Below are 25,424 nucleotides of genomic sequence, written 5' to 3' on the forward strand. Positions count from 1 at the left end.
GTTCAATCTGACGACGAGCGAGAGGCAATTGTAGAGACTGGCGCTTTCACTAGCATTTAATTAAGAGGAACAACTGATGACAACTTATAAAGTCACCCTGAAAACACCCGATGGCGAGCATACAATTGATGTTCCCGATGATGAGTACATTCTCGATATGGCTGAAGAAGCAGGACTGGACTTACCTTATTCCTGCCGTGCGGGAGCTTGCTCCAACTGTGCCGGTAAACTTCTATCTGGTCGTGTCGATCAATCCGATCAATCCTTCCTCAGTGACGATCAAATGGAAGCTGGTTTCATCCTCACCTGTGTCTCCTATCCCACCGATAACTGTGTGATCGTCACCCACCAAGAAGAAGCTTTGTACTAATCTCTCTCAAGATGGTTAGAAAACTCCCGTTAAGTGCCATGGCACTTAACGGGAGTTATTTTATGGCTCAAAAATTTTTTCCCTAAACACTTGTGTGTTTTAGCTAAGGGTGCTATGATTGATAATCGTGGAATTAATGGGTCGGTGCCCGAGTGGTTAATGGGGGCGGACTGTAAATCCGTTGGCTACGCCTACGCTGGTTCGAATCCGGCCCGGCCCACCACGATCAATGCCCGTGTAGCTCAGTGGTAGAGCACACCCTTGGTAAGGGTGAGGTCATGAGTTCAATCCTCATCACGGGCTTAGATTGGAAAAGTTGCGGTGATGGGATTTCTTTGATCCTCTTCACGCAATTTCATCTTAAGAAACCTGTGCGTTCGCCCTGGGAGCTTAAGCTGTACCGCATTTAAACTGCGTCTGGGAAAATTGAGGACAAATGCTCGAACTCCCTCTCCGGCACTCCCTTCTCCGGTGCAGTCTTAACGAGTAATTGAGATAGTCAACAGCTTATCCCCGTGGGCGGAGATAAGATAGAATGATATAACATCATCTGGGATTTTCTCTGGTGCTATATTAGACCTCTTGTAAAAATCAAAAATTGTTGTTAGGGTTAGGAGTCGGTAGCCAGTAGTCAGTAGTCAGTCCCGATAAAAAAATTTTCACCCCCACAGATGAAAGAGGTTTCCGTCCCTACACCCCACACCCCACACCCTACACCCTCTTTCAAGTCAGGAGAATTAAGAATGAATAATAATCAATTAAATGGTCTATTTCCAGATTTTATGCCATTTAATCCTTATTTTTGACGTTTTTGAACCCTCAAAAGTTAATTATGCAAGAGGTTTATTATAAAAATGTCCAATCAATCCTCACCTAACTCCACAGAAATACAAGCAATTTTCGATCGGATCGCTCCTGAATATGACCGACTTAATCAAGAATTAAGTTTAGGATTACACCGCGTCTGGAAATTAATGACAGTCAAATGGTGTCAACCCGAAAAAGGCGATTTTGCCCTTGATATCTGTTGTGGCAGCGGCGACCTGACTAACCTATTATCAAAACAAGTGGGCAAAACCGGCCAGGTGATCGGACTAGATTTTTCCCCACAACAATTAAAAATCGCCCGTCAACGTTTTAGCGCCACTAATATTAACTGGATGGAGGGGGATGCCCTCAATTTACCCTTTGCCGATTCTAGCTTTGATTGTGCCACTATCGGCTATGGATTACGCAATGTGGTCGATATTGCCCAATGTCTGGGGGAATTATACCGAGTCCTGAAACCGGGTGCTAAAGCGGCGATTCTTGACTTCCATCAACCCACCCAAACCATCGCCAAATTATTCCAAAACTGGTATCTCGATCATATCGTCGTTCCCGCTGCCGAGCGCTACGGTTTAACTGACCAGTACGCTTATATTAGTCCCAGTATCGATCGCTTTCCCCAGGGCCCAGAACAGGTAAAATTAGGCTATCAGTCGGGATTTTCCGGCGCTGTTCACTATCCACTCCTAGCAGGACTGATGGGAGTGTTAGTCTTAAAGAAATAACTCACTCACATTTCCGTTTATTTTTTGCTGCTAAATTGAATCTCCCTACTCTTTGGACATGGCTCTTACCGCCGATCGCGGGGGCAATTATTGGCTATTTTACGAACGATGTAGCCATAAAAATGCTATTTCGTCCCTACAAGGCGATTTATATCGGTAAGCGTCCTCTTCCCTTCACCCCGGGGCTAATTCCTCGCAATCAAGATCGATTAGCTGTCCGGGTATCGGATACGATCATGGGTTCCCTGTTAACTCCCGAGGAATTACAAAAACTGGCTAAACGACTCCTCGACACCGAAAGGGTACAGGGGGCGATCCTCTGGCTGTTACAATTAGCTTTAAAACAGATAAAAGGCGATCGGCAAGCAAAAACCGCCGAGATTTTGGCGGCGATTCTTCACGATTTATTCGGGGAATCTTTAGCGAGATTACTAAAAGTTTTAGCCCGACGGCAGGACTTTTTAGAAAAACAGATCAATCAAATTTTTGATCGCCTAGTTTTAGAATTTTCTCTCAGTGAACAACAGGCGCGACAATTCTCCGATTGGCTATTAGAAACCGTCTTACCTGCTGATGTTATCCGTCTAGCTTTGATCGATTTTTTAACCGATCGCAATATTCAAGTTATCGATGAAGGATTTCGGGAAAAAACCAGTGGAACCTATTGGGTAGTAGCCAATTTATTCGGTTTACGCAATGCCCTTGCTCGCTTACGCACTTTTTGCCTTGATGAAAAGGATTTAGCTAATACCAGAATCAAAGAATTATTACTATCTTTAGAGATGCGTAATCGTCTGAAAAACTGGTTACAAAGTATCTCTTTACAAAATTTACCTATCTCCACCGTCAGACAATTGCGTAAAACCACCAGGGATACGGTGCGAATTTATATTCAAGAAAGTGGCGAACAATTTCTGCAAGATTTTGGACAAACGATCGACTGGGATCAAATCGCTAATTTAATTATTAATCGTCTGCAATCTTCGGGGTCAATGACTACATCATTAGGGGTAATTAGTCAAGAGTTAGCGTTAATTTTAGAGCGTTATCTAGAGGAAGATTTAGAGAAATTAGTCGCCCAAATTATCCCGATTCTCAACATTGATCAGGTGATCCGCGATCGGGTAAATGCCACTTCCCCCGCCGATCTGGAAAATGCCATCCAAGGCATTGTTAAACAGGAATTACAGGGAATTGTTAATCTCGGTGGTATTCTCGGTCTTCTAGTTGGACTAATGCAAACAGTTATTTTAATTGCACAGAATCCGGGGTAATAATTAGGGTCTGCTGAAAAAGTTTGTTGGTGGGGGCAGGGTGTGGGGTGTGGGGTGTAGGGTGTGGGGTGTGAATTTTCCCCCTGAAAAAGCCTTAATCTAACAAGGTTTTTAGATTTATTCAGCAAGCCCTAATTAGGGGGGTTAAACTAAGTTAACCCACCGGAATCATTGCGTTTATTTTTAAGGTAAAATCAAAAAACTTCCCTGACAGAAAAGAGTTTGATCGTCGAGAATAAAAGATTTAATCTCCACATCTTTGCCTAAATCGACGGTAAAGGGTTGCAAATCAATAGATAAATCTGGGGCTAAACCTTGCCATTGTCGGGGACTAATCCCTAAAGTGCGAGCATCTTTTAAGGTAATATCGGCAGTAAAAATTACTTCTGCACCCGTTTCTCTATGGCCGAGAAGAGAGAAATAGCCCTGATTTAGGAAAACATTTTTCCAGTTAAAACGCTGTTGTGAGATAATTTCTCTGGCGTTAACAACTCCGTTATTTTCTAGGGAAAAAATTAGTAAATCGGCAAAAGCATTAATTAAAATAGTCGAGGCGATCGAATTATTTAAATCCTGCTCGTTAATTTCCACCTCACCGCTAACCCGAATAGGTTCCAAAATTTTTAGAGGTTTCCCTCGCAAAACCTGCCCGATATTAAGACGAATATTTTCCCCTCTTAATTGCGCTTTACCTAGATGTAAACCTTGATAAATCGCTTTTCCTACGGCTAAAAATACCCCGGGGATATAACCGCGCAAAATTTGCCGATCATGACCTTGCAGCTGCATTTCTAAATCTTCTATCTGTTCTACTTGCGTTCTTAAGAACAGACGTACTGCTGGCGGCAAAACCTTACTAATAATCTCACTTTGAGTATTGACCCACATAAACGTTATCTCACTCACTCCACAATTTTTCTAATTGTAACAGAGCTAGATCGATCGAACCATGAGGGGCCGCCGTCAGCTATCATACTAAATCCGTTGAGTAGAGGCGAGTTATGAGGAGAGGCAAAAGGCAAAAGGCAAAAGGCAAGAGGCAAAGGGGAATAAATAATCAGTTTCTAAGTAGGTAGGCGTTAAAAATTATCAGATGCCCCCCTTATCAAGGGGGGATTAAGGGGGGATCGAACCTAAAATTCATTTTTAATTTAATTATAACCAACAACTTAATAACTGGATTTGGTATCAGTTATAGGTAAAAACTTCGCTACTTTCTTTTCACTGATTACTGATTACTGATCACTGACAAGCCCCTAATTTTTAGGTTTTTGAGGCGTTGAGGGAATTAAAACGAGGGGAAAGATAGGCGACTAAAATTCCAAGGGCAAAACCGATTAAATTGCGGAAAAGGGGCAGTAATTCACTGGTGCGAGTAACCACCGGTCCGATGCCAAAAGCAACAAAGAGGATAAACCAGAGGGGAGAGACAATTAAAACCCATTGCCAAGCGAAAACCTGTCCTTCTTTGCGGGGAATACCGGCAAAACCGAAGACTAAACCGCCGACAATTGAGGTAATTAAAGTTAAAATCCACTGTTCCTTCGGTAAACCGGGGACCACCGCACAACCACCTTTAACTAAACAGCCTTTTACCGTGTCTAAGGATTGTACGATCGCATTATTTTCGCCATTTTCCCGGACAAAATACATATTACCGAAACGGGCCTGTAATTCGATCCAAAAAGTGCGGGGTAAAAATTCATAGACGGCATCACCAATACTAAAAGATAGTAGATTACCGCCGCGACCATCGGCCACTAGGAGAATACTTTTATCATCCAATCCCCAGAAATTAATCACGGCCCGGCCGGGGCTGCGGTCATATTGGGTTAAAACTCGCATTTTCCAGCCGGTTTCCCCTTGAAATGTCTCGATATCTCGGATTAATGCTTCTTCCTGTTTTGCGGGTAGATAATTGGCTAAATCAACGATCGGAGTGGCTTGATTGGGCAGTAATTCGGGATTATTCACCGCTAGAGCTTGATCCGGGCAGATAATCCAACCCAGACAGCTAATGACACCAATTACAAGAGCGATCGAGATTCCTCGGCAAAAACGATTGAGCATAGCACTTCTAGACAATGAGAATTTTTTCAGCAAGGGTGTAGGCTAACTTTCAGTTTCTTTACACTTATTTACTTTATCTTAAGGGAATTCTCAACTTTAGTCACTCAGTTATCAGGAGTCAGGAGATAGGAGTCTGTATTCAGGAGTCAGTCCCGATGAAAAAATTTTCACCACCAGAGATGAAAGAGGTTTCCTTCCCTACACCCTACACCCTACACCCCACACCCCACACCCCACACCCTACACCCCACACCCTACACCCCACTTCCCCATCTGCTTAACTGCGTTTCCAAGTATTCCAAGCGACTTTAAAACCGATCAAGAGGCGACGGCTGCCACGATCGAGCTTGCTGAGACCAGCTTTAGCACTACCGAGACTGCGATCGACTCCTTGGAAAACTTGGCGGGTACTTTTGACCCCTTCATCGATATTTTCGGTTAATTCGCTGATTTCTGCCCCTGTCAGGCGAATTGCTTCTAGAGTCGGGGGAAATTCCCGATGGAGGGTATCGAATAATTTTTCGGCACTGCGGGCTGCCCGGGCTAACTCTTGCAGGGCAGGTAAAGCAGCGATGAAAACCGCCGTTAAACTAACGGCGACTAGCAGTAAAGAACATCCTAGCCAGAAAATAGGTTCGGTCATTTAATGGTCATTCGAGTGATGATTATCGCCTTGGGGGGATTCTTCCGAGTCGGGGAAAGGATTGTCCGTGGCTAGACTTTGACTAGCTTCGATTCCGGCTGTCACCGCCTCTTTTAATCTGATTAAAGTATCATCCCAATTACGCCGGGCCGATTCCGATAGACGATCGGCCTGCAATTGCATCGTCGTGGTCAGATCTTCGGCTAATTCAGGCAAAGCCCGCGCGGATTTTTGCAGAATTCGACGGGTTTCTTTTCCAGATCTGGGCGCTACTAATAAACCCGCCACTACTCCGATCGCACTGCCCACTAAAACCCCGACGAGGAATAAGCCACCGTTACCGTTATTTTTATCTGCCATAGGATTGCCCTTGTACTTAATTCCCAATTTTACGAGCAATTACACTTCTCTTGTGCAGTTTCTTCGGCAAAATTTTGGACTGTTGCTCTTGGTAAGCAGCAACAGACCTAGAAGGGATAAATTGAGAAAAAACTAGCGATCGGGTAAAACCTGATTTTATGGCTGACTTTGAGCCAATAAGGGAGTGAAAAAGAAGAACCTCTGGGAGTCTTGCCGTGTTTCGACCCCAAAGGTTCCTCTTATGCTGAACTTATACTCCTCACACAATAGTAATAATACACACAATCCGCTGCTTTTGTCAAGAGGTTTATGACATTTTTTTCCACAGACCTCTGGCCAAATTAATTTTCCAGGGCCGGCAGGCGCTCTTGTCGGGGACAGCTAAGTAGGGTTTGCGGCAAAAAGTTTTTCCTGGGGGCAGGGTGTGGGGTGTGGGGTGTGGGGTGTAGGGTGTGGGGAAATGGGGAAATGGGGGAGTGGGGAGAGGGAAGTAGGGGGTGGTATCAACCATTGCCTTCAAGCCATGTTTTTAAATCTCGTTCTGGTTTGGCCACATTGAATAAATGTAAACCAAAATCCTCTGAAATATCTTGACAAATTTTCACTCCTCTGATGCTGTTGCCTTTTTCATCTAAAAGGGGCGAAAAAGTCCCAATTCCCAACTGATGGGGAACTACTGCCGTAATTCCGCCCCCGACACCGCTTTTTGCCGGTAATCCTACCCGATAGGCCCATTCTCCCGAAGCGTCGTACATTCCACAGGTAAGCATAACACTGATCACATCTTGAACGTAGTGTTCATCGATCGCCCGTATTCCTGTGATTGGGTTGACACCCCCATTAGCCAAGGTAGCCGCCATCAGGGCTAAATCGTGAGCATGGACGAGGATGGCGCATTGTTGACAGTAAAGGTCGAGGGTTTCTTCAATTTTATCGCTAACCATGCCAAAATTTAGCATCAGATAAGCCATGGCCCGATTGCGATTGCCGGTGGATTTTTCCGAGAGAAAAACGGGGACATTAATCTCGTGATCCCTACCCGTATAGCGTTTAAACATTTCTAAAATACGTTTTAGCCTTTCCGTGGCATTCTGTCCGGTGATTAAATCCGTGGTAGCGATCGCACCAGCATTAACCATAGGATTATAGGGACGATTGGTTTTTTCATCGAGAATAATCGAGTTGAAAGCTTCCCCCGTGGGTTCAACACCGACTTTACTATTAACGTATTCCCTTCCGTGATCTTCTAGGGCTAATCCAAAGACAAAAGCTTTAGAAATCGATTGTACTGTAAAGGTTTGCTGACAGTCTCCCACCTCAAAAATCTGACCGTCAGTGCTAATTACAGAAATACCAAACCATTCTGGAGCTGCTAGGGCTAATTCAGGAATATAATCGGCGATATTCCCCGTCTGTAAATCGGAGTATTTTTCGTGAAGATAGTTAAGATAGTTCCGAAAAGGATAGACTAACTCTTGCCCGGAATTGACGGGACTAATAAAATCTTTTGGGGAAGCCATAGAGGAGTATAGCAGTTATCCTAATAATGAGTGACAAAGTTGTGGTTTTGGGGAGTCAGTCGCCGGTATTCAGTTGTCTCTATTGGAGCATGATTGTAAGAGGTGGTTCCCTCAGCTGCTTGCCTATCTAAATTACTGGTTAAGATTGCCGCCGATAATTGTTGTTTCAGTGCCACTCTAGAGACGGTAATAAGCACATCTCTAGAGAATTTCTGTAATTTCTAATTAACTTCCCGAACCACGATAAATGCGATCAGCTTGGGAGGGTTCTAAATAAGTATAGCCCGGTTTTTGGGTTGAGGAGCCATTCTTTTTCGCCACAGTATTAACCGCAGGAGTCGCTTTTTTTAAGTCCGCATTAGTCCTGATATAATCCTCAGAAATCTTGAAGGGATGACTATTGGGAAGGTGACGACTAGGGGGTAAATTGTCTTCTGGTTCGGGATGGGTAATTTTACTATGGGGAGCGACAAAATCGTGTAGGATGGGATCATAGGCTAGAATTTCGCCGGTTTCAATCCGAAAAATCCAACCGTGTAGGGACAATTTACCCTGATGTAATCGGGAACGAATAATTGGATAGCTTTGCAAATTACTTAACTGATTGAGAACATTTTCTGCTACTGTCACCTCGATCAGTTCTTCTCCTTCTAGTTCTTTGTAATTATCCTTAACTAAACGTCGAGTAGCTTCTGCTTGCTTTAACCAATCGTAAACTAAAGGCATTTCATCGGCCAGACTCTGCAATTTTAACAAACCTTTCATCGCTCCACAATGGGAATGACCGCAGATAATCACTTGCTCGATGCCGAGAGCGTTGATAGCATATTCTATAGATGCACCTTCACCACCATTGGTTGCTCCGTAGGGAGGAATTATATTTCCCGCATTACGAATTACGAATAATTCCCCCACCTCCGCTTGGGTAATTAGGTTAGGATCGATCCTGGAATCGGAACAGGTGATAAACAGGATTCTCGGTTTTTGTCCGTGGGAGAGTTGCTCAAATAATTGCCGATGTTCATCAAAATAACCACTCTGGAACTTTTCTAGTCCCTGTAGGAGTTTCTTCATAATAATTCTTCTAGTTTAGTTCGATCGCTATTTAGTCGATCCTTTCAGCATTATCGGGCATGAGATAACAGCAATGCAACCGGCCAGATTAGCGATCGCTATCGGCTGCGAGATTGGTTATACTTTGTTAAGATAAGATACAGACTGTATCTAAGCAAATTTTATTCTATGGAAACTGCAACAATTTTGGGGATTTCGATCGCTGCCGCTTTGGTAGGAATTACCGCTTTAGCTCTTTATACCGCTTTTGGACCGCCGGCAGCAGAATTAAGCGATCCTTTTGAAGATCACGAAGATTAATTCTTTAATAACCATGTGGCTATCTGCCAAGGAGAAATTTGCTCCATAGGATCGATCGCTCTTTCTAAACCATCGATCGATTCTTTTACTGTTAATTGTAATTGATTTTGCCAATCAATTACAGCGTTTTCTCCCTGACATTCATAGACGCGCATTACCCAACCCCGAGAGGCTGTTTCAGTTGGTTTGAAACTCATTAAAATTAAGTTATCGGCCGAGAATTTTAACCATTGTGCCACCGGTGGCAGCCGGTTTGATTGAGAAGAATTAGTAATAAAAATAACGGTGACAGGTAAGTTTAACTGCCAAGCGTGATGGACAGTTTTCGCCGTTTTCCAGTTACCTTGGTGGGGATATATTGCATAGGTAAATTCTTGTTTACCCAGATCCGCCTCGGAATCGGGCCATCGGGGACTTCTCAGCAGAGTTAATCGCAGTTGCTGGTTAGTAGCATCATAGCCATATTTATTATTATTTAAAAGACTTACCCCATAGTTTGCCTCTGTATCGGTTAAATCCGCCCATTTATGGGCGTAAACTTCCCATTTTGGCGATTCTGGTTCGTGATCACGCTCGATCGCACCACAGGCAATTTCATAGGTGGTAAAATCGCTGTTGAGGGTGAGAGGAAAAGCGGTTTTTACTAAAGTATGTTCCTGTTGCCAATTAACAATAGTTTTAATCTGGAGAATAGGAGAATCTTTTTCTAAGATATAATCTTGACAAAATTGCGAATCACCTAAACTTCTGATCACGCGAATCTGCCAGCGCAAGGCACCACATTCTAAGCATTCGATCGATTTTAATACTGTTTTGGGTAAGGGATATTGTTGATAATTCGGATCGATATTCCAAGCGTCCCAATATTGTCCTTGATCTTTAAATGCCTGTAATTGATTACCAGCAGCTTGCAGGATTTCTTTTTGATTAATTATATCAAATATACTATCTATATCTCCCGTTTCTGAGTTAATGGTAACTTTAAGCAGTCCATTGTCTAAAATAAATTGGCAGTTGGTTAAATTTTGCTCGGCTGCTTGCTGATTGGCAACTAACCAAAATAACTTATAACCCACAGAAGGAATATTTTCAGCGAGAAATAATAGCTGATTGTCGTGGGATAATTGCGAAGGACAGAGACAATTATTCAAGTCATAAACCGAACAATTGACAGATTCTACAGCTAAAGAGATAACTTGGGATATTTCCCAGTTAAGAGAATTAAAAACTAGAAAAGGTTTTGCTTGGGGATGGGGGGGATTAGGTAAATTAATTTGAGTGGCAATTGCCTGTAAAGCTTGATCTAAAATTGCTTCACCTGTGCTGATAACTTGCTGCCATAACTGATTGGCATCCCTAAACACTTCGGGGATAGAAGTACCGGGAAGTATATCGTGAAACTGATTTAATAAAACCTTTTTCCATGGGGATTCTATCTCGACTTTCGGATAGGGAATCTCTAGTAAAATATTAGCCAGAGAAGACCATAATTCCCCTTGATACAAGAGGATTTCACAGTAACGATTATAGGCCTTTTGGTCGGCGTGGGTAGTATAACAACCGCGATGGAATTCTAGATATAATTCATCATCCCAGATAGGAAGATTACTTGTCTCCAGACTGTCCAGATAAGTTGTTGCTTGGCTAAATTTTAGCTGGGGGAAAAAAGGAGATTTTTGCCAACGTTGGGCCACCTCTAACATATCACGAGTCGGACCGCCGCCATGGTCACCAACACCGGGCAGCCAAAAAATATCTTTTAAGCCGGTTTGCTGTTCCCAATTGAGAGCATGATCGGTCATAATAATTGGGTTAGTATCCATAACTCCGGCAACATTGGGAGGAGACATGAGGGAAAGAATTTTACTGCCATCGGGAGATTGCCACCAGAAAAAACCGTGGGGAAATTTAGTCGTATCATTCCAATGCAGTTTCCCGGTTATAAAATATTTGATGCCAAAGGATTTAAGAATTTGCGGCAATTGGTAGGGAAAACCAAAGGTATCCGGCAGCCAAGCAGTTTTAGTGATTTGTCCAAATTTTTCTTGAAAATATTTTTGTCCATAAAGCAGCTGTCGAAATAGGGATTCCCCGGAGATTAAATTAACTTCTGGTTCTACCCACATCCCCCCCAAAAGTTCCCAAGATTGCCCTTTATATGCCTCTAGCATCGCTTGAAACAGGTCAGGATGATGTTTTTCTATCCAATCGTAAATTAGGGGGCTAGAATGACCAAATATGAGGGCAGGAAAATCTTTTTGCAGGTTTAAAACCGAGATAAAAGTGTTTTTTGCCACTTGCCAAGTTTCTGCCAACGGCCACAACCAAGCCATATCCAAATGTGCGTGGCCGAGAAGATGAAAACTGCGTTCTTTGAGAGGTTGAGCGAGGGTTTGCAGGGATTGACGAATTGATTCTAGGGATTGATTAAATTTATCTTTGTTGGTGACATTATCCCAGTCAATATTATCGAGAGTAGCGGTAAAAGCCGCTAAGTTTTCAGGATAAAAAGTTTGCATATAATTATGGAGAATGGTTAATTCATCAGCAACAAAACAAGGATCGATAGCTTGGCTATATTCATAGATTAACTCTGATTTCATCAAACCACCAATATCATGATTGGGACTGACTAAACGGAGAGTAACAAGAATTTCTTGATCGGTAGAGACCGAGTTGGAAAGTAAAATGCGGGTGGAAGAATCAAAGAGGTCTCCTGCTTGGATAAATTGATTATTAACATAAATTTTGACATCTTCCGCCCACCAAGTTAAGATTAATCTCAGTTCCATTCCCGCTAAAGGATAACCGGCTAAATGTTCGGGGACAATAATTTTTTGAGTTAGATATTGAATTTGTCTGCCAGCCGGCCAAATAATGTATTGTTTTTCATTGAGGGTGACGGGTTGAATTGGTTTTCCCGCTGCTGTCGCGATCAACCAATTTTTCTGAATATCTGTGCGGGTGAGGTGAGACAGTTTAGCGATGTTGTCGAGGGGAGACATGGGCCAACAAATAAGTTAATTTTGACTATTTTAAGCGATCGAGGACTAATTAGGCTAGGGGGAACTCCTGTTAACGCAATACTGCTGAAGATTTACTTAATCTCATCTTTAGTCAAACCAATAGTTTATTAGATTAAGTTAAAGCTGAGGAACTAAAAATCCCAATACTCACCGCATCTGGATAACGTTCATCTACCAAGTATTTCCTGTGTTGGGCTAATCAATACTGGTACGTTGCTCAGTCACTGCAAGCTGCCTCCTTTTAAGGACATGAATAAGTTACTAACTCTCTTTTTGGCTCAATTTTTGCCCAGAGGTGCGTTCATTCTTAGCCAGCATCATTGGACAAATTAGGCTGAATTTATCTCTCCCATTATCCGTGATTATGGCTTTGACAGACCACTACTTCGATTGACCTGAATTGGAACAATTTAGATAAATACACAATTAAAGCTTTTTGTCAAGAAAATAACATTAAACTTATTATTGATGCCTCCCATGCCCACGCCCAAATTATCTGCCAATTAGCGATTAATTACGCTACCCTAACTAATATCCCCTATCTGCGCCCTATCAAAAAATCGGTCTTGAGCTAGATAGTTTAGAAACCCTCCAAGATATCGCGCCCCTGTTCATCCGTCTGCTACCTGTTGTAAACTCGTTAGAGACAGCCTGAGAAGCATCATTGACCAGCAATCAAATTATTGCCCTCCGTCCCCCATTTGCCTCGATTTAGAACTGGCTTTTGCCAGTACCCACCCTAATTATCCCAAAAAACTAGCAATTTTAACGATATTATCGATTTTTTCTGGAATATTATGTCTGAAACTATCACTCCCGCCATTAGCGAGCGCATCTGTAAACACATGAACAAAGATCACTGTGATGCCGTGCTTTTCTACGCTCAAGTTTACGGTAATATTACCGATGCAGAAACTGCTCAAATGCTCTCCATCGATCCCCAAGGCATGGATTTAGCCGTAGAAAAATTAGGGGAGAGTCAAACAATTAGAATACCGTTTGAGCGCACCCTAGAATCAGCCAAGGATGCCCATAATATCCTCGTTGAGATGCTAAAAGTTAATCAAACCACCCCTTGACAAAGCCCGATTTTGCCCCTATCACCGAAAAAGACCAACCTAGAAAATTAGCCCATGAATCAGGTTAACAGTACGGGAATAAAAATACCCAAGTCTGGCTGGCGTTTACTGCCTTTTTTAGTCTTGGGTGTGCTAGTTTTTGCCTTTAATTCCTCCCTAGAATTAAATTATCTAGTCAAGGGTTATATTACTCTCTTGGAATTACAGGCAGGCATCGTGGTTTTATACTTTCTTTTGGCTAAATTAGGGAAATCTCAAAAATTATGAGAAATAGAACTATAGCGGCTTTACTAGCCTTTTTTCTCGGTTATCTTGGCATCCATAAGTTTTATCTAGGGGAAAATTTGGCAGGTATTTTTTATCTACTTTTCTTCTGGACTTTTATCCCCGGCATCATTGCTTTTTTTGAATTTATTGGTTTAATCATCATGTCAGATCAAGCTTTTGATGCTAAATACAATCCCAACTATCTCCCCAGCAGTAGAGAGCGAGGACTGCCAGAATCAGCCCAGCAAAAAACCGCTACTTTACTCCAGCTTAAAAAACTTTACGATCAGGGAATTATTACTGCTGAAGAATACGAAGAAAAACGCAGAAAATATTTAGATTCTCTTTAAAAAAATATGTCTAATCTCTCTCCTCGCCCTCCCGAATCTTCCGAGTGGATCTGGCTATCCTTAGTCCCAGTTTTCGGGGGACTTGCCATTGCTAATGCTGGCAAAAAAACTAATAACCAAAGTTGGTTATCCGTCGGCATTGCTTTGACAATTATCTCCTTTATTTTCCTTACACAAGAGTCTTTTATCGTAATTTGGTTTGCCCAAATCGGCCTGGGTTTATACATCCGTCAACAGCTTAATTCCCATCCAATAGCTTCGGCAAATAGAACCGATTCCAGACAGTCATCCTCTCCTCTTGAAAAAATTGATATTAACAGCTGTTCCACCAACGATCTGGTTTATAAATTAGGGTTGCCGATTGTCTATGCCAATGATATTGTTTCTGTCCGTAATGAAGGACATATTTTTACCCATTTGGAAGAATTACACTTCCTAGCTGGTTTACCGGAAAATTATCTCAAAAAATTAGAACCTTTGATTATCTTTGCCTACGATATTCGCCAAGAAGTTGACGTTTCTTGGCGTTGTTTAAACTACTACTCCGTTGCGGAATTAGTCAATCTCGGTCTTGACTTTTCCCTGGCCGATAAAATTGTCGCCGAAAGAGAAAAAAACGGTGTCTATCGTTCGGCCATCGAAGTGAGAAACCGGACAGGTATTCCCTTAAAATCCTATCAGCAATTGCTCTAATTCGCTTTATTCTACTTATAGCTTGAATTGCTTTTCTATCAAAGACACGATCCAACTTCTAGGTAAAAAACGGGGCAGATTGACGATAATTTTATTAGCCAATTTACCTGCTACCACGTTGGGGCGTTTGTTTGCCAAGGCAGTTAAAGCCTCTTGTACCACCACTTCTGCCGAATCTAACCGGCCGTTTTTGCCCATAAAGGCACTGGGAAATCGGGCCACCTCAAAAAAATTGGATTCCGTCGGACCGGGGCAAAGAGCGAGGATTTCAACGCCTTTCTCCTTATTTTCTGCCCAGAGAGACTCGCTAAAGCTGAGGACAAAGGCTTTTGTCGCCGCATAGACGGAAAGATAGGGCAGCGGTTGAAACCCGGCAATGGAAGCAACATTGATAATTGCCCCACCAGTGCGAGCAAGCATGGGACGGAGAAAATAGTGGCTTAATTCCACCAATACCAGATTATTTAACTGGATCATTTCTAACTGTCGGGCTAAATCCTGTTCGCTAAAAGCCCCATAATCACCAAAACCGGCATTATTGACCAGTAAATCAACGTTGATTCCTTTTTGGTTCACCGTATCATATACCAGCTTTCCCGCCCCGGCAACGGTCAGATCTTGAACGATAACCGTCACTTTTACCCCGTATTGTTCCCCCAATTCCGCTGCTAATTGTTCTAGTTTATCCCTAGATCTAGCGACTAAAATTAGCTCCATTTGCCGTTGAGCAAGTTGACGAGCAAAGACGACACCGATACCAGTAGAAGCACCGGTAATGAGGGCTGTTTTCATAGAAGATCAACCAAAAATAGCTCTTTTGCTGGAATCTTACCACAATTACCCATCCATTTACAGTTCTTAACTTGGCGCTCAAGGCATTTTTTCAACTCAGAATATATGTTAGGCTAGAAATAGAACAAAGGTCGAGGAAGGTGCAGAAATGACAGTTATAAGCTTCACTGATCAAGATATTGCCAAATATACCGCCGCTGATATTGCTTCTTTAGCCGAACGACTAGAAAAAGATGAGTATAGTAACCCTTTCGAGGCTTTGCGGGATTGGCATCTGTTGCGAGCGATCGCTTTTCAAAGGCAGGAATTAGCCGAACCTTATCTTTATCTGTTGGATCTAGAAGCCTACGATGAGGCTTGAAGTGGCTTAGTTAAACAAAACTTAACAAAAATTAGCCGGTGTGTGAGACTAGCACACCGATAATTTTTGTTTATCGTATTCTCCGGCTGAAAAAAACCCCTAGCTTTTTGCCCCTTATTTCCCTAATATCAGTAACAAAGTATTTTTAGGCGATCGACTAGATTATGGGCAAACAATACAACGTTTATGGGATCGGTAACGCGCTCGTTGATATGGAATTTCAAGTCTCTCCTGAATTACTGCAAGAATTGGGCATCGATAAAGGAGTGATGACGCTGGTGGACGAAAATCGTCAAACCCAGTTGATGGAAAAATTGGCTCTTGATTGTAAACGCAGCGGCGGCGGATCGGCGGCGAATACCCTAGTAGCGATCGCTCAGTTGGGGGGTAGAGGTTTCTATTCCTGTAAAGTGGGCAATGACGAATTAGGTAAGTTTTATCTGCAAGATCTGCGCGCCTGTGGTTTGCATACCAATGAACATGGCGGCGAAAAAGAGGTGGGAATCACGGGAAAATGTCTAGTTTTCGTCACTCCCGATGCCGATCGCACCATGAATACTTTTCTCGGCATCACCGGGGAAATTTCCGAACGAGAATTAGTCCCCTCAGCGATCGCTAATGCCGATTATCTCTATCTCGAAGGTTATCTCGTCACCTCTCCCACTGCCAAAGCTGCCGCTATTAAAGGGCGAGAAATTGCTCAGGCTGCTGGAGTCAAAACCGCTTTATCCCTGTCGGATCCCAATATGGCGATCTTCTTCCGGGAGGGATTACTGGAAATGATCGGAACGGGGTTAGATTTCGTTTTCGCTAACGAGTCGGAAGCTTTGACTATTTCCGGCAGCGAGGAAATCGAGTCAGCGATCGCCTATTTTAAAACCATTGCCAAAGGATTCGCTATCACCCGGGGTGCCAATGGTTCTTTGATCTATGATGGCGAAAATCTCCTGGAAATTGACTCCCATCCCGTACAGGCGATCGATACCGTCGGTGCGGGGGATATGTACGCAGGTGCGTTTCTCTACGGTATTACCCACGGTATGGGTTACAAAGGAGCGGGAAATCTCGCTTCTCTAGCGGCTGCCCGGGTGGTTTCTACTTTTGGGGCGCGTTTACAAACCGAGGAAATTCAATCCCTGCGCGATTTGATCGTTTTGGGATAGGTTTTGTCAGTGATCAGCTTTCAGTCATCGGGAGTCAGGTTTTTTCTCCCTGCTCCCTGCTCATAGTCTTAACGAGTAATTTAGATAGGGTTTGCTGAATAAATTTGAAATGTAGGCAAAGTAAGGGTTTTGGGGCTTTTCTCGCGAAACAGGTGCAAGATTTTGAGAGAATCGTCGTTCAAAACCTTGCGTCTTCATCGGCCCGCGTCCTGTAGGGGCGAAGCATTCGGGCAATAACCTATCGGTGAAAACGTAGATTTTCTATCCGAATGCTTCGCCCGTACTTATTCAGCAAACCCTAGATAGTCATACTAAATCCTGTTTAAAAGTTATAGGAGAGTGGGGAGAAGGGAGCGGGTTTTTTTAAGTGGGATTGGGAGTTAATCATGCTATTAAAAACCGATTCAGTATAACGGTAAAGTTAGACCGTCTTCACCGATAACTTTGGCTGAGTCATAGCGCTTCAATTGTAACGCGCCCACCTTCCACTGCCTCAATCTGAAGTTTAAAGCCATACAAAAGACCCATCCCCACACATCATACGGGCTTTCTCTGGCTGCGACTGCCAAAACGGAAGACGGCTCTATGTCCAATCCGAATCACCCAAGGTTGAGCATCAGGGACACGCTCATAGAGATGATCGGTAGCAGTAATCGTATCGTCGGCAAGCTCAAACGCTCCAGTTTCGATGTCGATCGCCACAATTCTCCCCTGATTTCCCTCCTCCACTTGAGAACGTACCTGAGATTCATAAATCTCATTACCACGTCGAGGGAATTCTTCTTTGCTGTAGCGGGGTTGACGAACTGTCATTGGCTTGACCCTGGGGCAACTTTTGCCCTCTATTTTAACCTAAACATCGGAAATCTTCGCTAACATTCCCCAACTAGGCCCACAAGAGCGGCATCGCACTTAAACCCACAGTTTCAGTTAATGTGCATGGTGCGTTCCCCAAAATCGATCAGTGGAGCAGTAGAAGTCGCATTAGGGAACGCACCCTACCAGATCGGCGATCGCGCTGTGGTGTACCAGTAGTGGGAAAGTGGGACAATCGCTTGAATGACCAGTTAACTGAGGCGCGGACGAAGCAGGATGAGGCGGTTAGGGAGCTTGGGCAGGTAGCAGGATTGAGCCAGGGTAGCTGAAAAGAGTTAGGAAAGCCTGAAAATTGGAGATTGGGAACTCCAAGAAGTTAATCTTGCCTGTCCTAATCTCCAATTATAAAAAATTCTGATTCTTTACTCCTTTTATAGACAATCAATGCAACCGCTCTGCCCTAGACCGGCAAAACAAGACGCACATGCGAGTCCTCCACTGGCATAGCAGACTCCGGCACAGGCTGCTACTGAGGCAGCACAGCCAATTTTTTTCCAAGTCGAACACCCAGATGCTGTTACTGCATTCATCATGGCTATTTTGGTATCGCTGACATTTCGCAGAACTGGTTGGGCTTGAATGGGAAGCTTCATGGTTCTTTCTCCTGTTTTCTAAGGTTAATTTGTGAAAATGGAAACTTAACAAACACGATCTTGTTCACAGTTTAGGAATGCACGCACCAGCACAACTACAGCCTCCAAATGGAACACATATACAAGGACCCAAACAATACTCATCATCACCACAACACTTACCTGATGGTAGTATACCTTGATGTTGGGAAGCGTAAGTATTCAATTGACGTATAACTGGCTGGGCTTGAACGGGAAGCTTCATGGTGATTTCTCCTGTTTATTGAGGTTTACTTTTAAAAATTTATGCCAGGAAAGCAAGCTGACTCTCCTAGTATACTTTGATTAGAAGATATCGCTGAAGCAGTCTTTACAAGCTTCATAAGAAGGACCCAGACAGGCTAGACAGGCACCGACTCCACCTTCGTAACAAGCAGATGCACACTCTAAGACTTTTGCGCCACAGCGCAACCAACTACATTCAGAAGGGTTAATTGTCTTCCCTGCGAGTTTTGAGGAACTAACTCCTCTCATGACGGGTTGGGCTTGAATCGGAAGTTTCATGGTGATTTCTCCTTTACAGATTTACAAAAAATCATTTACAGCTCTTTCACATATTAAACGTGCCAAGTACGGCGGTTTAGAGCAAATGCTGGAGGTTCTATCAATCCTCGTTAGACTAAACGATGAAAACACCTCCTCAAACGTTATCGAAATACCTCCTCTCTCTTCTGTAAAATATTCCTCTACCTCGTTGGCTGTGAAACTGAAGCCCCTCTCAGAACCAAGCTGCACAGCGAGATTTATTAAACTTTCTCGATCTGTCGTTGCTTCTAGGCTATTTTTAATCCATGTATCATCCTGGGCAATCTGGCTAAACTGTCTCACACTTTCTATAGACATAAGACCTCTTGCATAAATCCGAAAACAAACGATAGAAACAATAATGGGAGGGACTTTCAGTTAATTATTTATTAGTAGTTGATAATCTTCAAAAATGTTGCTGTACAAGGATCGACTTAAGACTTTTGCAAGAGGTCTATAGTAATTTCCTCCTGCTGCGTAGCTCAAGTTATGCTTCATAGCGGACAAACGCAGCCTGGAAGAATGGAATTACAAACTGCTCCCCCACCCGCTTCACAGCAGAGATCGCATCGCAACTTCCAGTTTGATGGATTAATCCCTGCCATCACGCCTAAGATTTTTGTCGGGCTGACTTTTCTGATTGTTGGTGGTGCTTGTATTGGCAATAGCATTATGGATTCTCCTCCCAATGGGGTTTTATTAGCTGGCTATAGACCATGAGCGGACCGTACCAATAGTGACTGGAATCACGTCGCTGACATCGATGGTGAATCGATAGACTTTTCCAGATCTTCGGTTATCCACCAGGTTAAAAAACTGTAGCTTTATGTCGTAACAATCTGAATCGGGACGACAGATAGGACTCTTCTCTACCGTAATGCTGTCAAGCGCTAGATCGCCTATTCCTGCATCAAGCATCACCACTGTCGCTTGGAAGGCATTGGTCGCTGAGAAGTTTAGCGCCCGTTCCTGTGGGGTAATGCCCAGGTTACGGTAGTCGTAATAGATACGCTCCAGATACTCTTGAAGCTTACGTGTCAGATTACCTGTCACCTCCTCCTGCGTTGGTGGTGTCCTCTCCGATTCTGTTGCAGCTTGCGTTGCAGCTTGCATTGCAAGTGGCACTAACGAGTTGATTAAGGCTGGAACAGTCCAACTGAACATACCTCGCACTTCCGGGATAATAACGGGAACGGTCTGCCCCGAAAGCAACCTGATACTACCTCCGATATAACCTGGAATTGAGATTCGCTCAACGCGATTAGACTCCTCGACGGGATTTGTTTGGTTTCTGTAAAATTCGCGAAGCCGAGCGTAAGTTTCAGAGGCAAAGGGACCTGTCGGCATGATCGCGTAAATTGGCGTGGCATCCAGATTGAGTGTCCAAATCAGCGACTGTGCCTCCCAGGGATTCTGAGCGAGATAGTCCAATAGATTCGTGGTAGGCGGGATAGCTTGCGTAAAGGAATCTCGACGAGCTTCGGTAGCGTAGTCGAAACCCAGTTCTCCGAGGGCGTAGACTAGCTGCATTGGTCCGCCTCCGCCACAGCTACACCCTTCTGAGGGAGTAACCGAAGTTGAACTGCTGCTAGGGGTAACGGCAGGTACGTTGGCTGAAGTTGTCTGGGTGGGCGAAGAAATGGCGGCTGAGGCAGTCACCATCGGTTTTTCTAGGACTGGCAAGGCAGTTGAAGCTTCCACCTGACCCGTGCTGTTCGCCTCTGCTGGTTGGGGCGTTTCTTGGGAATTTAGTTCTGACATAGTGGTTCTCTCTCCTTTAAGGATTATAGTTTGTACGGCGGCAAGATCGAGACTCCCCGCCAAAAAGCGGCGGCAATCTTCGGCAATTTGCTGGTTGCACGGCAAAGCACTCTGGAGGATGGCTGTGCGGACGGCTTGAGGATCTGGCGGTTCTCCCTGTTTGAGTTGGAGGCTCAACAGCAGGGCAACAATACCAGAGACGATGGGAGTGGCAAAGCTAGTGCCACTTTTCAGGGCTGTGCCGCCGCCGGGAACTGCCCCCAAAATGTTTTCGCCTAGAGCAAGGATACCTTGATTTTGATAGGCATCGCCCCAATTACTAAAATCGAGAGGCAATCCCTGAGCGTCCATTGCCCCTACAGCCAGAACTGTCGGTAAGGCTGCTGGCAGGTGAAGGCACTGGCAGCCATCGTTGCCTGCTGCTGCCACGATTAGCACGTTGTTCTCAGCGCATAACTGAACGGCTCGAACCAATAAGGAGTCAGCCTGACCAGATTGGGTCATCTGACCGCCACTAATATTAATGATGTTGGCTCCCTGCTCGACGGCTTGGGTAATGGCTCGTGCCAGGTCAAGCTGGGAGCAAGGGGCAAGCGAACCTTTTACTCCCTCGGCGAATACCGGAACAATTAAGCCCCGGCATTGAGGGGCAATTCCCCGTACAGGGCTATCGTGTTGTCCAAAGATGACGCTGGCAACGTGAGTCCCATGTTGCAAAGCATAGCCTGTACCAGAACGCCCCGACACCAAAGTTTGGATTTCTGTAAGATTGGATCCCTTGAAACAAGGGTGGGACGGATCGACGGGGCCGTCGAGAACAGCGATGCAAATATTGGGATCCCCCAAAGTTTCATGCCAAAGAGCATTCAAGATATCTGAGATATTTAACTTGTGTTCAAGTAACTGCATCTAGTCAGAAAGCTCCTTTATCAGGCCCAAAAGCCTGTTAGCCAGATTAGCATATTGCCAAAAACCTTGTTTAACTAAATTTCTGACAATTAGGCTCATTCTAGCGATGATTCTTCGATCTGACCGCACCCATTGACAAAAATTTACAATTATTCGACCTTTTGCGATCGCTATCGGGGGATAGTTGTTTTTTGTTACAGCAGTGGGGGAGAAGGGAGCGGGTTTTTCAAGTTGGATTGGGAGTTAATCATGCTATTAAAAACCGATTTAGTATAAAGACCCCGTTATGCCGTGTCCCTACAGATAGACTTCAACGGCTCTAGCATTCGGCGCGTCACGGAATAAAAATGCGTCTTGCGCCTCGATAGGTATCAATATCAAGCACGATTTCAACAAGACTTTCAACACACCGACCTCGATATTCGGAATCATTCAAAAGCCGATCAGCATTGCTAACGGTGATGACAGGCAATGATTCTGAGGTATTTTCTTCACGCATGACCTGCTCTAGGGAATCTTTCCCTTTCATACTGCGATTAGCGGTAAGCAAAATCATCTGATTCTCTTGAGCAAGTCGCCAAACCGTCCTGTCATCACTGTTGATCGACAAATCCATCTCTGCAAAGGTGACGAACTGCATCGGGACGATATCAAGCCAGCCCTGAGTTGCGATCGCACCCAAGAAAACCAAGGCATGACCTTTGAGATTGTGATCAATCAAAAAAATCATACTTTCGACTCACGCTTTGCCTTAGCCACTCGAAGCTTTTCCCAAGCAGCCTCGGAGCCTGGCTTAGGTGGTTGCGCAGCAATACGGGCAACTCGCTCACGATTTTGCTCTTCATAATATTGTCGGAGTTCTTCAGCTTCTTTGAGAACTTGCTGGTACTCAGCTTCTACATCCGCACGATGAGCCTCAATATAAGCCAGGGCAGTGTTAATTTGATCTTCCGTCAGATCAAATAATCCCTGAATGAACTTAGGTGGATATTGAGCAGTCACATAATCCATCACATCATAGAGGGTGATGCGGGTTCCTGCGATTGTCAGTCCTCGCTCTGTACGAATGATAGCGGTTTTTCCATTAGATGCGAGCGTCATAGCTATAGTCTCAGTCTTTCACCATCTCATTCCATATTACCGCATGAAAAAGCAAGGTGAGCAAACGCCCACCCTGACTACTAATTCGCAAGCTCTTTAATCCTCGACCCAGACTTTCAAAATGTATTTCAGCCTCGTTCCTGCATCTAGCCAGTAGTGAACTCCAATATCTGGCAATTCAGTATCATTTGTGTGAGCATCACCAGGCCACGTACTACAAGATCGGCGATCAAATTTAGACCACAGCTTCAATTAATGTGCATGGTGCGTTCCCCAAAATCGATCGCTGGAGCAGTGGGAGCCACATTAGGGAACGCACCCTACCAGATCGGCGATCGCACTTTCAATCATAACCGATCACGTAAGCTTCCGTTCCGCTCCAACGAAGTGTTATGCTGCGGCACAAACTCTCTAAAATAATTCTAGAGGGTATCAATAAATTTCTTTAGCTTTGTCAGCACTTCTTTATCTAAACATGTAGACCATCGATATTTATCTTCATTATGCTGGTATCGACTAATCTTTTTCTTAAGGTTTTCCAAGAGTTTTAATAATTCATTTAAGTCTTCTAATGTCCGAACACTTCTGATAACTTTAGCAGTCTTATTGTAATAATTTGCTATTACATATGCTTCTTCTTTTGAAGCATGATGATCTCGATGATACTGACGGATATCATCAGGCATTTTCTCAAAATAAGACGCTAAGCTTCCTAAAAAAGCTAAGTCTAATTCATCTAGTTCATTTTGAACTTCATTAATTAAATTTAATGTAATTGGCTCCTGAGCTACTTCCAAACTAGCATTATGATGAGATAGAGTAATATCTGAATGACTTGGATTGTCTATTTCGGATATTCTGCAACCAAGCTTCATACAAGCCTTTTCAATTACTTCCTGAGCATATCCGTTATGCTCCCACGCGCCCGTTACCGCCCCAGCAACCCCCACAATAAAAAAACCTAAAACAGGAATTTGTTCCAACTTTTTGAACTCGGCGATTTGGTAGCATCTACAATCTCCTGTTGATACTAGCCGTGCCCAATGTTCACAATTGAAGCGATACAGCTCATAATGCCATTTTTCGTGAAATTCTTTCACAGAGACGTGCAAAGCCTTATTAATCTGCGCTCTCTCCAAACAACGTGATTGATCAGGTTGAAAGTGATTCCAATCGATAGACCAAACTGCTATTCGCCCAGTGTCCTTTTCACTCCCAGCCTGAACAGGCTCCCACGCTAGAGACTCCAAATCATTGAGTTGTACTGAGTAATGAAAAATACTAGGGTCACTATGATCGCGATGCTGTAGTAACCGCCCGTAATGCGGATGAGAGGTATTACTGTCAATTAGGGTATAAAGATTTTGCATAACTCAATTACAGGAATTTTGACACATTACCTAATAGTAATAGATTTCCCCAATAATGAACAAGACTTACTTCCATTACCCATAACCCAAGCCGCATAACTAGAGATTATACAGAAACTTTCCGTATAACACTCTTGAAAGTAACAATATGTGGAAACTTTCTGTATATCACTCCATTTAGGTACGATTGCCAGAACTTTTCCCTATATCACGCCCAAAAGCTTATTAGCCAGATTAGCATATTGCCAAAAACCTTGTTTAACTAAATTCCTGACAATTAGTCCTATTCTAGCGATGATTCTTCGATCTGACCGCACCCCTTGACAACAATTTACAATTATTCGACCTTTTGCGATCGCTATCGGGGTATAGTTGTTTTTTGTTACAGCAGTGGGGAGCAGTCTAACTGATGGCTATATTTCCAGATTATCGCCCGCAGGAAACCAATCTTCATCGAGAATTTGTTCAAGGGAACCAATGGGAATAACGGGGAAAGTATCGAGGGGTAATTGAGAGCGGTCACTGGCATTTTTTCGGGCTGAAAGATAACATTCATCAAAAATTTCCAAAAGATAAGGTTTCAGACTAGGACTATCTTTAAGTTCATCTAATATATCGAGACGAAAAGTTCTAATCTCTCCCTTCCAGTGACCTTCGTTTCTCTCTCTTTCTGCCGCCCAATATTTGAGCTTAAGTAAATGTTCTAATAATCGGGTTAACAGACTTTTAATTGTGCGCTTTTCACTCCTTCCCATACTTGCTAATTCCTCCAGTAAATTCTCTAAATCTACCCGCTCAAACTGTCTGGCTTGCAGTTGATTAATAGTAGTTCTAATCCAGAGATAAAAGTCTTGTTCGTACATGGTTTTATTATCCATAATTTACCTCTATATATTACTCGTGGTTATTAGTGGGAAACCAATCTTGATCGAGAATTTGTTCAAGGGAACCAATGGGAATAGCGGGGAAAGTATCGAGGGGTAATTGAGTTCTAACTTGAGCCTCTTTTCTAGAAAATTGATAGCATTCCTCAAAGATTTCCAGAATATAGGGTTTCAAACTAGGGCTATCTTTAATTTCTTCGATTATTTGTCGGCGAAAGTTGATAATTTCCCCTTTCCAGTGACCCTCATTTCTAGATTTTTCTCCTGTCCAGTAAGTTAGTTTCAGCAAATGTACCAGCAATTGAATCAAAAGATTTTCGATTTTGCGTTTTTCACTCCTTCCCATACTTGCTAACTCCTCCAGTAAATTCTCTAAATCTACCCGCTCAAACTGTCTCGCTTGCAGTTGATTAATAGTAGTTCTAATCCAGAGATAAAAGTCTTGTTCGTACAGAGTTTTATTGTCCATAG

The 25,424-nt window shown here is 43.5% G+C and carries 31 protein-coding genes and 2 tRNA genes; 15 read left to right on the forward strand and 18 right to left on the reverse strand.

Annotated elements, in window-relative coordinates:
- Positions 1-76: 76 nt before the first annotated feature.
- The 5 genes from RAM70_RS15475 (at position 77) to RAM70_RS15495 (ending at position 3,197) form a co-directional block, all read left to right on the forward strand.
- Positions 77-370, forward strand: a complete 294-nt coding sequence (locus tag RAM70_RS15475; RefSeq protein ID WP_288002672.1) for a ferredoxin — start codon at positions 77-79, stop codon at positions 368-370.
- A 138-nt stretch (positions 371-508) separates the two neighbouring features.
- Positions 509-593, forward strand: a tRNA-Tyr gene (locus tag RAM70_RS15480).
- 8 nt (positions 594-601) lie between these two features.
- Positions 602-673: transfer RNA gene (locus RAM70_RS15485), tRNA-Thr, on the forward strand.
- Between the two features lie 551 nt (positions 674-1,224).
- Positions 1,225-1,923, forward strand: coding sequence for a bifunctional demethylmenaquinone methyltransferase/2-methoxy-6-polyprenyl-1,4-benzoquinol methylase UbiE (gene ubiE, locus RAM70_RS15490; protein WP_045357301.1), 699 nt, complete (start codon positions 1,225-1,227; stop codon positions 1,921-1,923).
- Between the two features lie 35 nt (positions 1,924-1,958).
- Complete coding sequence (locus RAM70_RS15495; protein ID WP_312674508.1) at positions 1,959-3,197, forward strand: DUF445 domain-containing protein; 1,239 nt, start codon at positions 1,959-1,961, stop codon at positions 3,195-3,197.
- A 183-nt stretch (positions 3,198-3,380) separates the two neighbouring features.
- Here RAM70_RS15495 and RAM70_RS15500 read toward each other — a convergent pair whose 3' ends face one another.
- Together RAM70_RS15500 and RAM70_RS15505 are read right to left on the reverse strand one after the other, a co-directional pair.
- Positions 3,381-4,085, reverse strand: a complete 705-nt coding sequence (locus tag RAM70_RS15500) for an LmeA family phospholipid-binding protein (RefSeq protein WP_312674509.1) — start codon at positions 4,083-4,085, stop codon at positions 3,381-3,383.
- A 375-nt stretch (positions 4,086-4,460) separates the two neighbouring features.
- Entirely contained in the window at positions 4,461-5,267 is an 807-nt protein-coding gene (locus RAM70_RS15505; RefSeq protein ID WP_312675944.1) for a TPM domain-containing protein, read from the reverse strand.
- Positions 5,268-5,422: 155 nt separating this feature from the next.
- Here RAM70_RS15505 and RAM70_RS15510 point away from each other — a divergent pair, with 155 nt between their 5' ends.
- Positions 5,423-5,548, forward strand: coding sequence for a hypothetical protein (locus tag RAM70_RS15510; RefSeq protein WP_288002678.1), 126 nt, complete (start codon positions 5,423-5,425; stop codon positions 5,546-5,548).
- On the opposite strand, the gene RAM70_RS15515 is transcribed toward RAM70_RS15510, so the two are convergent.
- From RAM70_RS15515 to RAM70_RS15535, 5 genes are all read right to left on the reverse strand, one after another.
- Entirely contained in the window at positions 5,545-5,910 is a 366-nt protein-coding gene (locus RAM70_RS15515; RefSeq protein WP_288002681.1) for a DUF948 domain-containing protein, read from the reverse strand. The genes RAM70_RS15510 and RAM70_RS15515 overlap by 4 nt on opposite strands.
- Positions 5,911-6,270 carry a YtxH domain-containing protein gene (locus tag RAM70_RS15520; RefSeq protein ID WP_312674510.1) on the reverse strand — a complete coding sequence of 120 codons (360 nt, stop codon included), beginning with the start codon at positions 6,268-6,270 and terminating at the stop codon, positions 5,911-5,913.
- Between the two features lie 503 nt (positions 6,271-6,773).
- Positions 6,774-7,790 carry a glutaminase A gene (gene glsA / locus RAM70_RS15525; RefSeq protein WP_312674511.1) on the reverse strand — a complete coding sequence of 339 codons (1,017 nt, stop codon included), beginning with the start codon at positions 7,788-7,790 and terminating at the stop codon, positions 6,774-6,776.
- Positions 7,791-7,810: 20 nt separating this feature from the next.
- On the reverse strand, positions 7,811-7,987 hold the full coding sequence (locus tag RAM70_RS15530) for a hypothetical protein (RefSeq protein ID WP_193745594.1): 177 nt from the start codon (positions 7,985-7,987) through the stop codon (positions 7,811-7,813).
- Positions 7,988-8,015: 28 nt separating this feature from the next.
- On the reverse strand, positions 8,016-8,864 hold the full coding sequence (locus RAM70_RS15535; RefSeq protein WP_045357330.1) for a carbonic anhydrase: 849 nt from the start codon (positions 8,862-8,864) through the stop codon (positions 8,016-8,018).
- A gap of 168 nt (positions 8,865-9,032) precedes the next feature.
- Here RAM70_RS15535 and psbN point away from each other — a divergent pair, with 168 nt between their 5' ends.
- The gene (gene psbN, locus RAM70_RS15540; protein ID WP_002761150.1) at positions 9,033-9,164 is read left to right on the forward strand and encodes a photosystem II reaction center protein PsbN; all 132 of its coding nucleotides are present in this window, start codon (positions 9,033-9,035) and stop codon (positions 9,162-9,164) included.
- Here the strand turns inward: psbN and RAM70_RS15545 are convergent.
- A complete protein-coding gene (locus tag RAM70_RS15545) occupies positions 9,161-12,169 on the reverse strand; it encodes an alpha-mannosidase (RefSeq protein ID WP_312674513.1) in 3,009 nt (1,002 codons plus the stop codon). The genes psbN and RAM70_RS15545 overlap by 4 nt on opposite strands.
- 416 nt (positions 12,170-12,585) lie before the next feature.
- Between RAM70_RS15545 and RAM70_RS15550 the strand changes: the two genes are divergently transcribed.
- The 5 genes from RAM70_RS15550 to RAM70_RS15570 all read left to right on the forward strand — a co-directional run bounded on the left by RAM70_RS15550 (position 12,586) and on the right by RAM70_RS15570 (position 14,579).
- Positions 12,586-12,765: a precorrin-6A/cobalt-precorrin-6A reductase gene (locus tag RAM70_RS15550; protein WP_072024773.1), complete on the forward strand. Its 180-nt coding sequence runs from the start codon at positions 12,586-12,588 to the stop codon at positions 12,763-12,765.
- 222 nt (positions 12,766-12,987) lie between these two features.
- Positions 12,988-13,269 carry a DUF2470 domain-containing protein gene (locus RAM70_RS15555; protein ID WP_045357332.1) on the forward strand — a complete coding sequence of 94 codons (282 nt, stop codon included), beginning with the start codon at positions 12,988-12,990 and terminating at the stop codon, positions 13,267-13,269.
- Between the two features lie 54 nt (positions 13,270-13,323).
- Positions 13,324-13,536: a hypothetical protein gene (locus tag RAM70_RS15560; RefSeq protein WP_004268453.1), complete on the forward strand. Its 213-nt coding sequence runs from the start codon at positions 13,324-13,326 to the stop codon at positions 13,534-13,536.
- The gene (locus RAM70_RS15565) at positions 13,533-13,886 is read left to right on the forward strand and encodes an NINE protein (RefSeq protein WP_045357333.1); all 354 of its coding nucleotides are present in this window, start codon (positions 13,533-13,535) and stop codon (positions 13,884-13,886) included. Before RAM70_RS15560 ends, RAM70_RS15565 begins: the two co-directional genes overlap by 4 nt.
- 6 nt (positions 13,887-13,892) lie before the next feature.
- Positions 13,893-14,579: a helix-hairpin-helix domain-containing protein gene (locus RAM70_RS15570; protein WP_045357334.1), complete on the forward strand. Its 687-nt coding sequence runs from the start codon at positions 13,893-13,895 to the stop codon at positions 14,577-14,579.
- Positions 14,580-14,594: 15 nt separating this feature from the next.
- Here the strand turns inward: RAM70_RS15570 and RAM70_RS15575 are convergent, their stop codons facing one another.
- Complete coding sequence (locus tag RAM70_RS15575) at positions 14,595-15,371, reverse strand: SDR family NAD(P)-dependent oxidoreductase (RefSeq protein WP_312674517.1); 777 nt, start codon at positions 15,369-15,371, stop codon at positions 14,595-14,597.
- A 148-nt stretch (positions 15,372-15,519) separates the two neighbouring features.
- On the opposite strand from RAM70_RS15575, the gene isiD reads away from it, so the two are divergent.
- Together isiD and RAM70_RS15585 are read left to right on the forward strand one after the other, a co-directional pair.
- Entirely contained in the window at positions 15,520-15,732 is a 213-nt protein-coding gene (gene isiD, locus RAM70_RS15580) for a protein IsiD (protein ID WP_002732311.1), read from the forward strand.
- A 164-nt stretch (positions 15,733-15,896) separates the two neighbouring features.
- Positions 15,897-16,895: an adenosine kinase gene (locus RAM70_RS15585; protein ID WP_045357338.1), complete on the forward strand. Its 999-nt coding sequence runs from the start codon at positions 15,897-15,899 to the stop codon at positions 16,893-16,895.
- A 537-nt stretch (positions 16,896-17,432) separates the two neighbouring features.
- On the opposite strand, the gene RAM70_RS15590 is transcribed toward RAM70_RS15585, so the two are convergent.
- The 3 genes from RAM70_RS15590 to RAM70_RS23000 all read right to left on the reverse strand — a co-directional run bounded on the left by RAM70_RS15590 (position 17,433) and on the right by RAM70_RS23000 (position 19,246).
- Positions 17,433-17,708 (reverse strand): hypothetical protein, encoded by a 276-nt coding sequence (locus RAM70_RS15590; protein WP_079208546.1) that lies wholly within the window; start codon positions 17,706-17,708, stop codon positions 17,433-17,435.
- A 980-nt stretch (positions 17,709-18,688) separates the two neighbouring features.
- Positions 18,689-18,907, reverse strand: a complete 219-nt coding sequence (locus RAM70_RS15595; protein WP_312674522.1) for a hypothetical protein — start codon at positions 18,905-18,907, stop codon at positions 18,689-18,691.
- 21 nt (positions 18,908-18,928) lie between these two features.
- Positions 18,929-19,246: a Nif11-like leader peptide family natural product precursor gene (locus RAM70_RS23000; RefSeq protein ID WP_376750886.1), complete on the reverse strand. Its 318-nt coding sequence runs from the start codon at positions 19,244-19,246 to the stop codon at positions 18,929-18,931.
- 204 nt (positions 19,247-19,450) lie between these two features.
- Between RAM70_RS23000 and RAM70_RS15600 the strand changes: the two genes are divergently transcribed.
- Positions 19,451-19,648: a hypothetical protein gene (locus RAM70_RS15600; RefSeq protein ID WP_312674523.1), complete on the forward strand. Its 198-nt coding sequence runs from the start codon at positions 19,451-19,453 to the stop codon at positions 19,646-19,648.
- Here RAM70_RS15600 and RAM70_RS15605 read toward each other — a convergent pair.
- From RAM70_RS15605 to RAM70_RS15630, 6 genes are all read right to left on the reverse strand, one after another.
- Positions 19,628-21,598: a PatA/PatG family cyanobactin maturation protease gene (locus tag RAM70_RS15605; RefSeq protein WP_312674524.1), complete on the reverse strand. Its 1,971-nt coding sequence runs from the start codon at positions 21,596-21,598 to the stop codon at positions 19,628-19,630. The genes RAM70_RS15600 and RAM70_RS15605 overlap by 21 nt on opposite strands.
- 334 nt (positions 21,599-21,932) lie before the next feature.
- Entirely contained in the window at positions 21,933-22,328 is a 396-nt protein-coding gene (locus tag RAM70_RS15610; RefSeq protein ID WP_312674525.1) for a DUF5615 family PIN-like protein, read from the reverse strand.
- Positions 22,325-22,699 carry a DUF433 domain-containing protein gene (locus RAM70_RS15615; protein ID WP_312674526.1) on the reverse strand — a complete coding sequence of 125 codons (375 nt, stop codon included), beginning with the start codon at positions 22,697-22,699 and terminating at the stop codon, positions 22,325-22,327. Before RAM70_RS15615 ends, RAM70_RS15610 begins: the two co-directional genes overlap by 4 nt.
- 422 nt (positions 22,700-23,121) lie before the next feature.
- Positions 23,122-24,069 carry a hypothetical protein gene (locus RAM70_RS15620; RefSeq protein ID WP_216643794.1) on the reverse strand — a complete coding sequence of 316 codons (948 nt, stop codon included), beginning with the start codon at positions 24,067-24,069 and terminating at the stop codon, positions 23,122-23,124.
- A gap of 413 nt (positions 24,070-24,482) precedes the next feature.
- Positions 24,483-24,947 carry a DUF29 domain-containing protein gene (locus tag RAM70_RS15625; protein ID WP_045357350.1) on the reverse strand — a complete coding sequence of 155 codons (465 nt, stop codon included), beginning with the start codon at positions 24,945-24,947 and terminating at the stop codon, positions 24,483-24,485.
- A gap of 16 nt (positions 24,948-24,963) precedes the next feature.
- Positions 24,964-25,422: a DUF29 domain-containing protein gene (locus RAM70_RS15630; RefSeq protein ID WP_045357352.1), complete on the reverse strand. Its 459-nt coding sequence runs from the start codon at positions 25,420-25,422 to the stop codon at positions 24,964-24,966.
- Positions 25,423-25,424: the final 2 nt, after the last annotated feature.

Origin of the sequence: Microcystis wesenbergii NRERC-220, from assembly GCF_032027425.1 — a bacterium.
Taxonomy (GTDB): Bacteria; Cyanobacteriota; Cyanobacteriia; order Cyanobacteriales; family Microcystaceae; genus Microcystis; species Microcystis wesenbergii_A.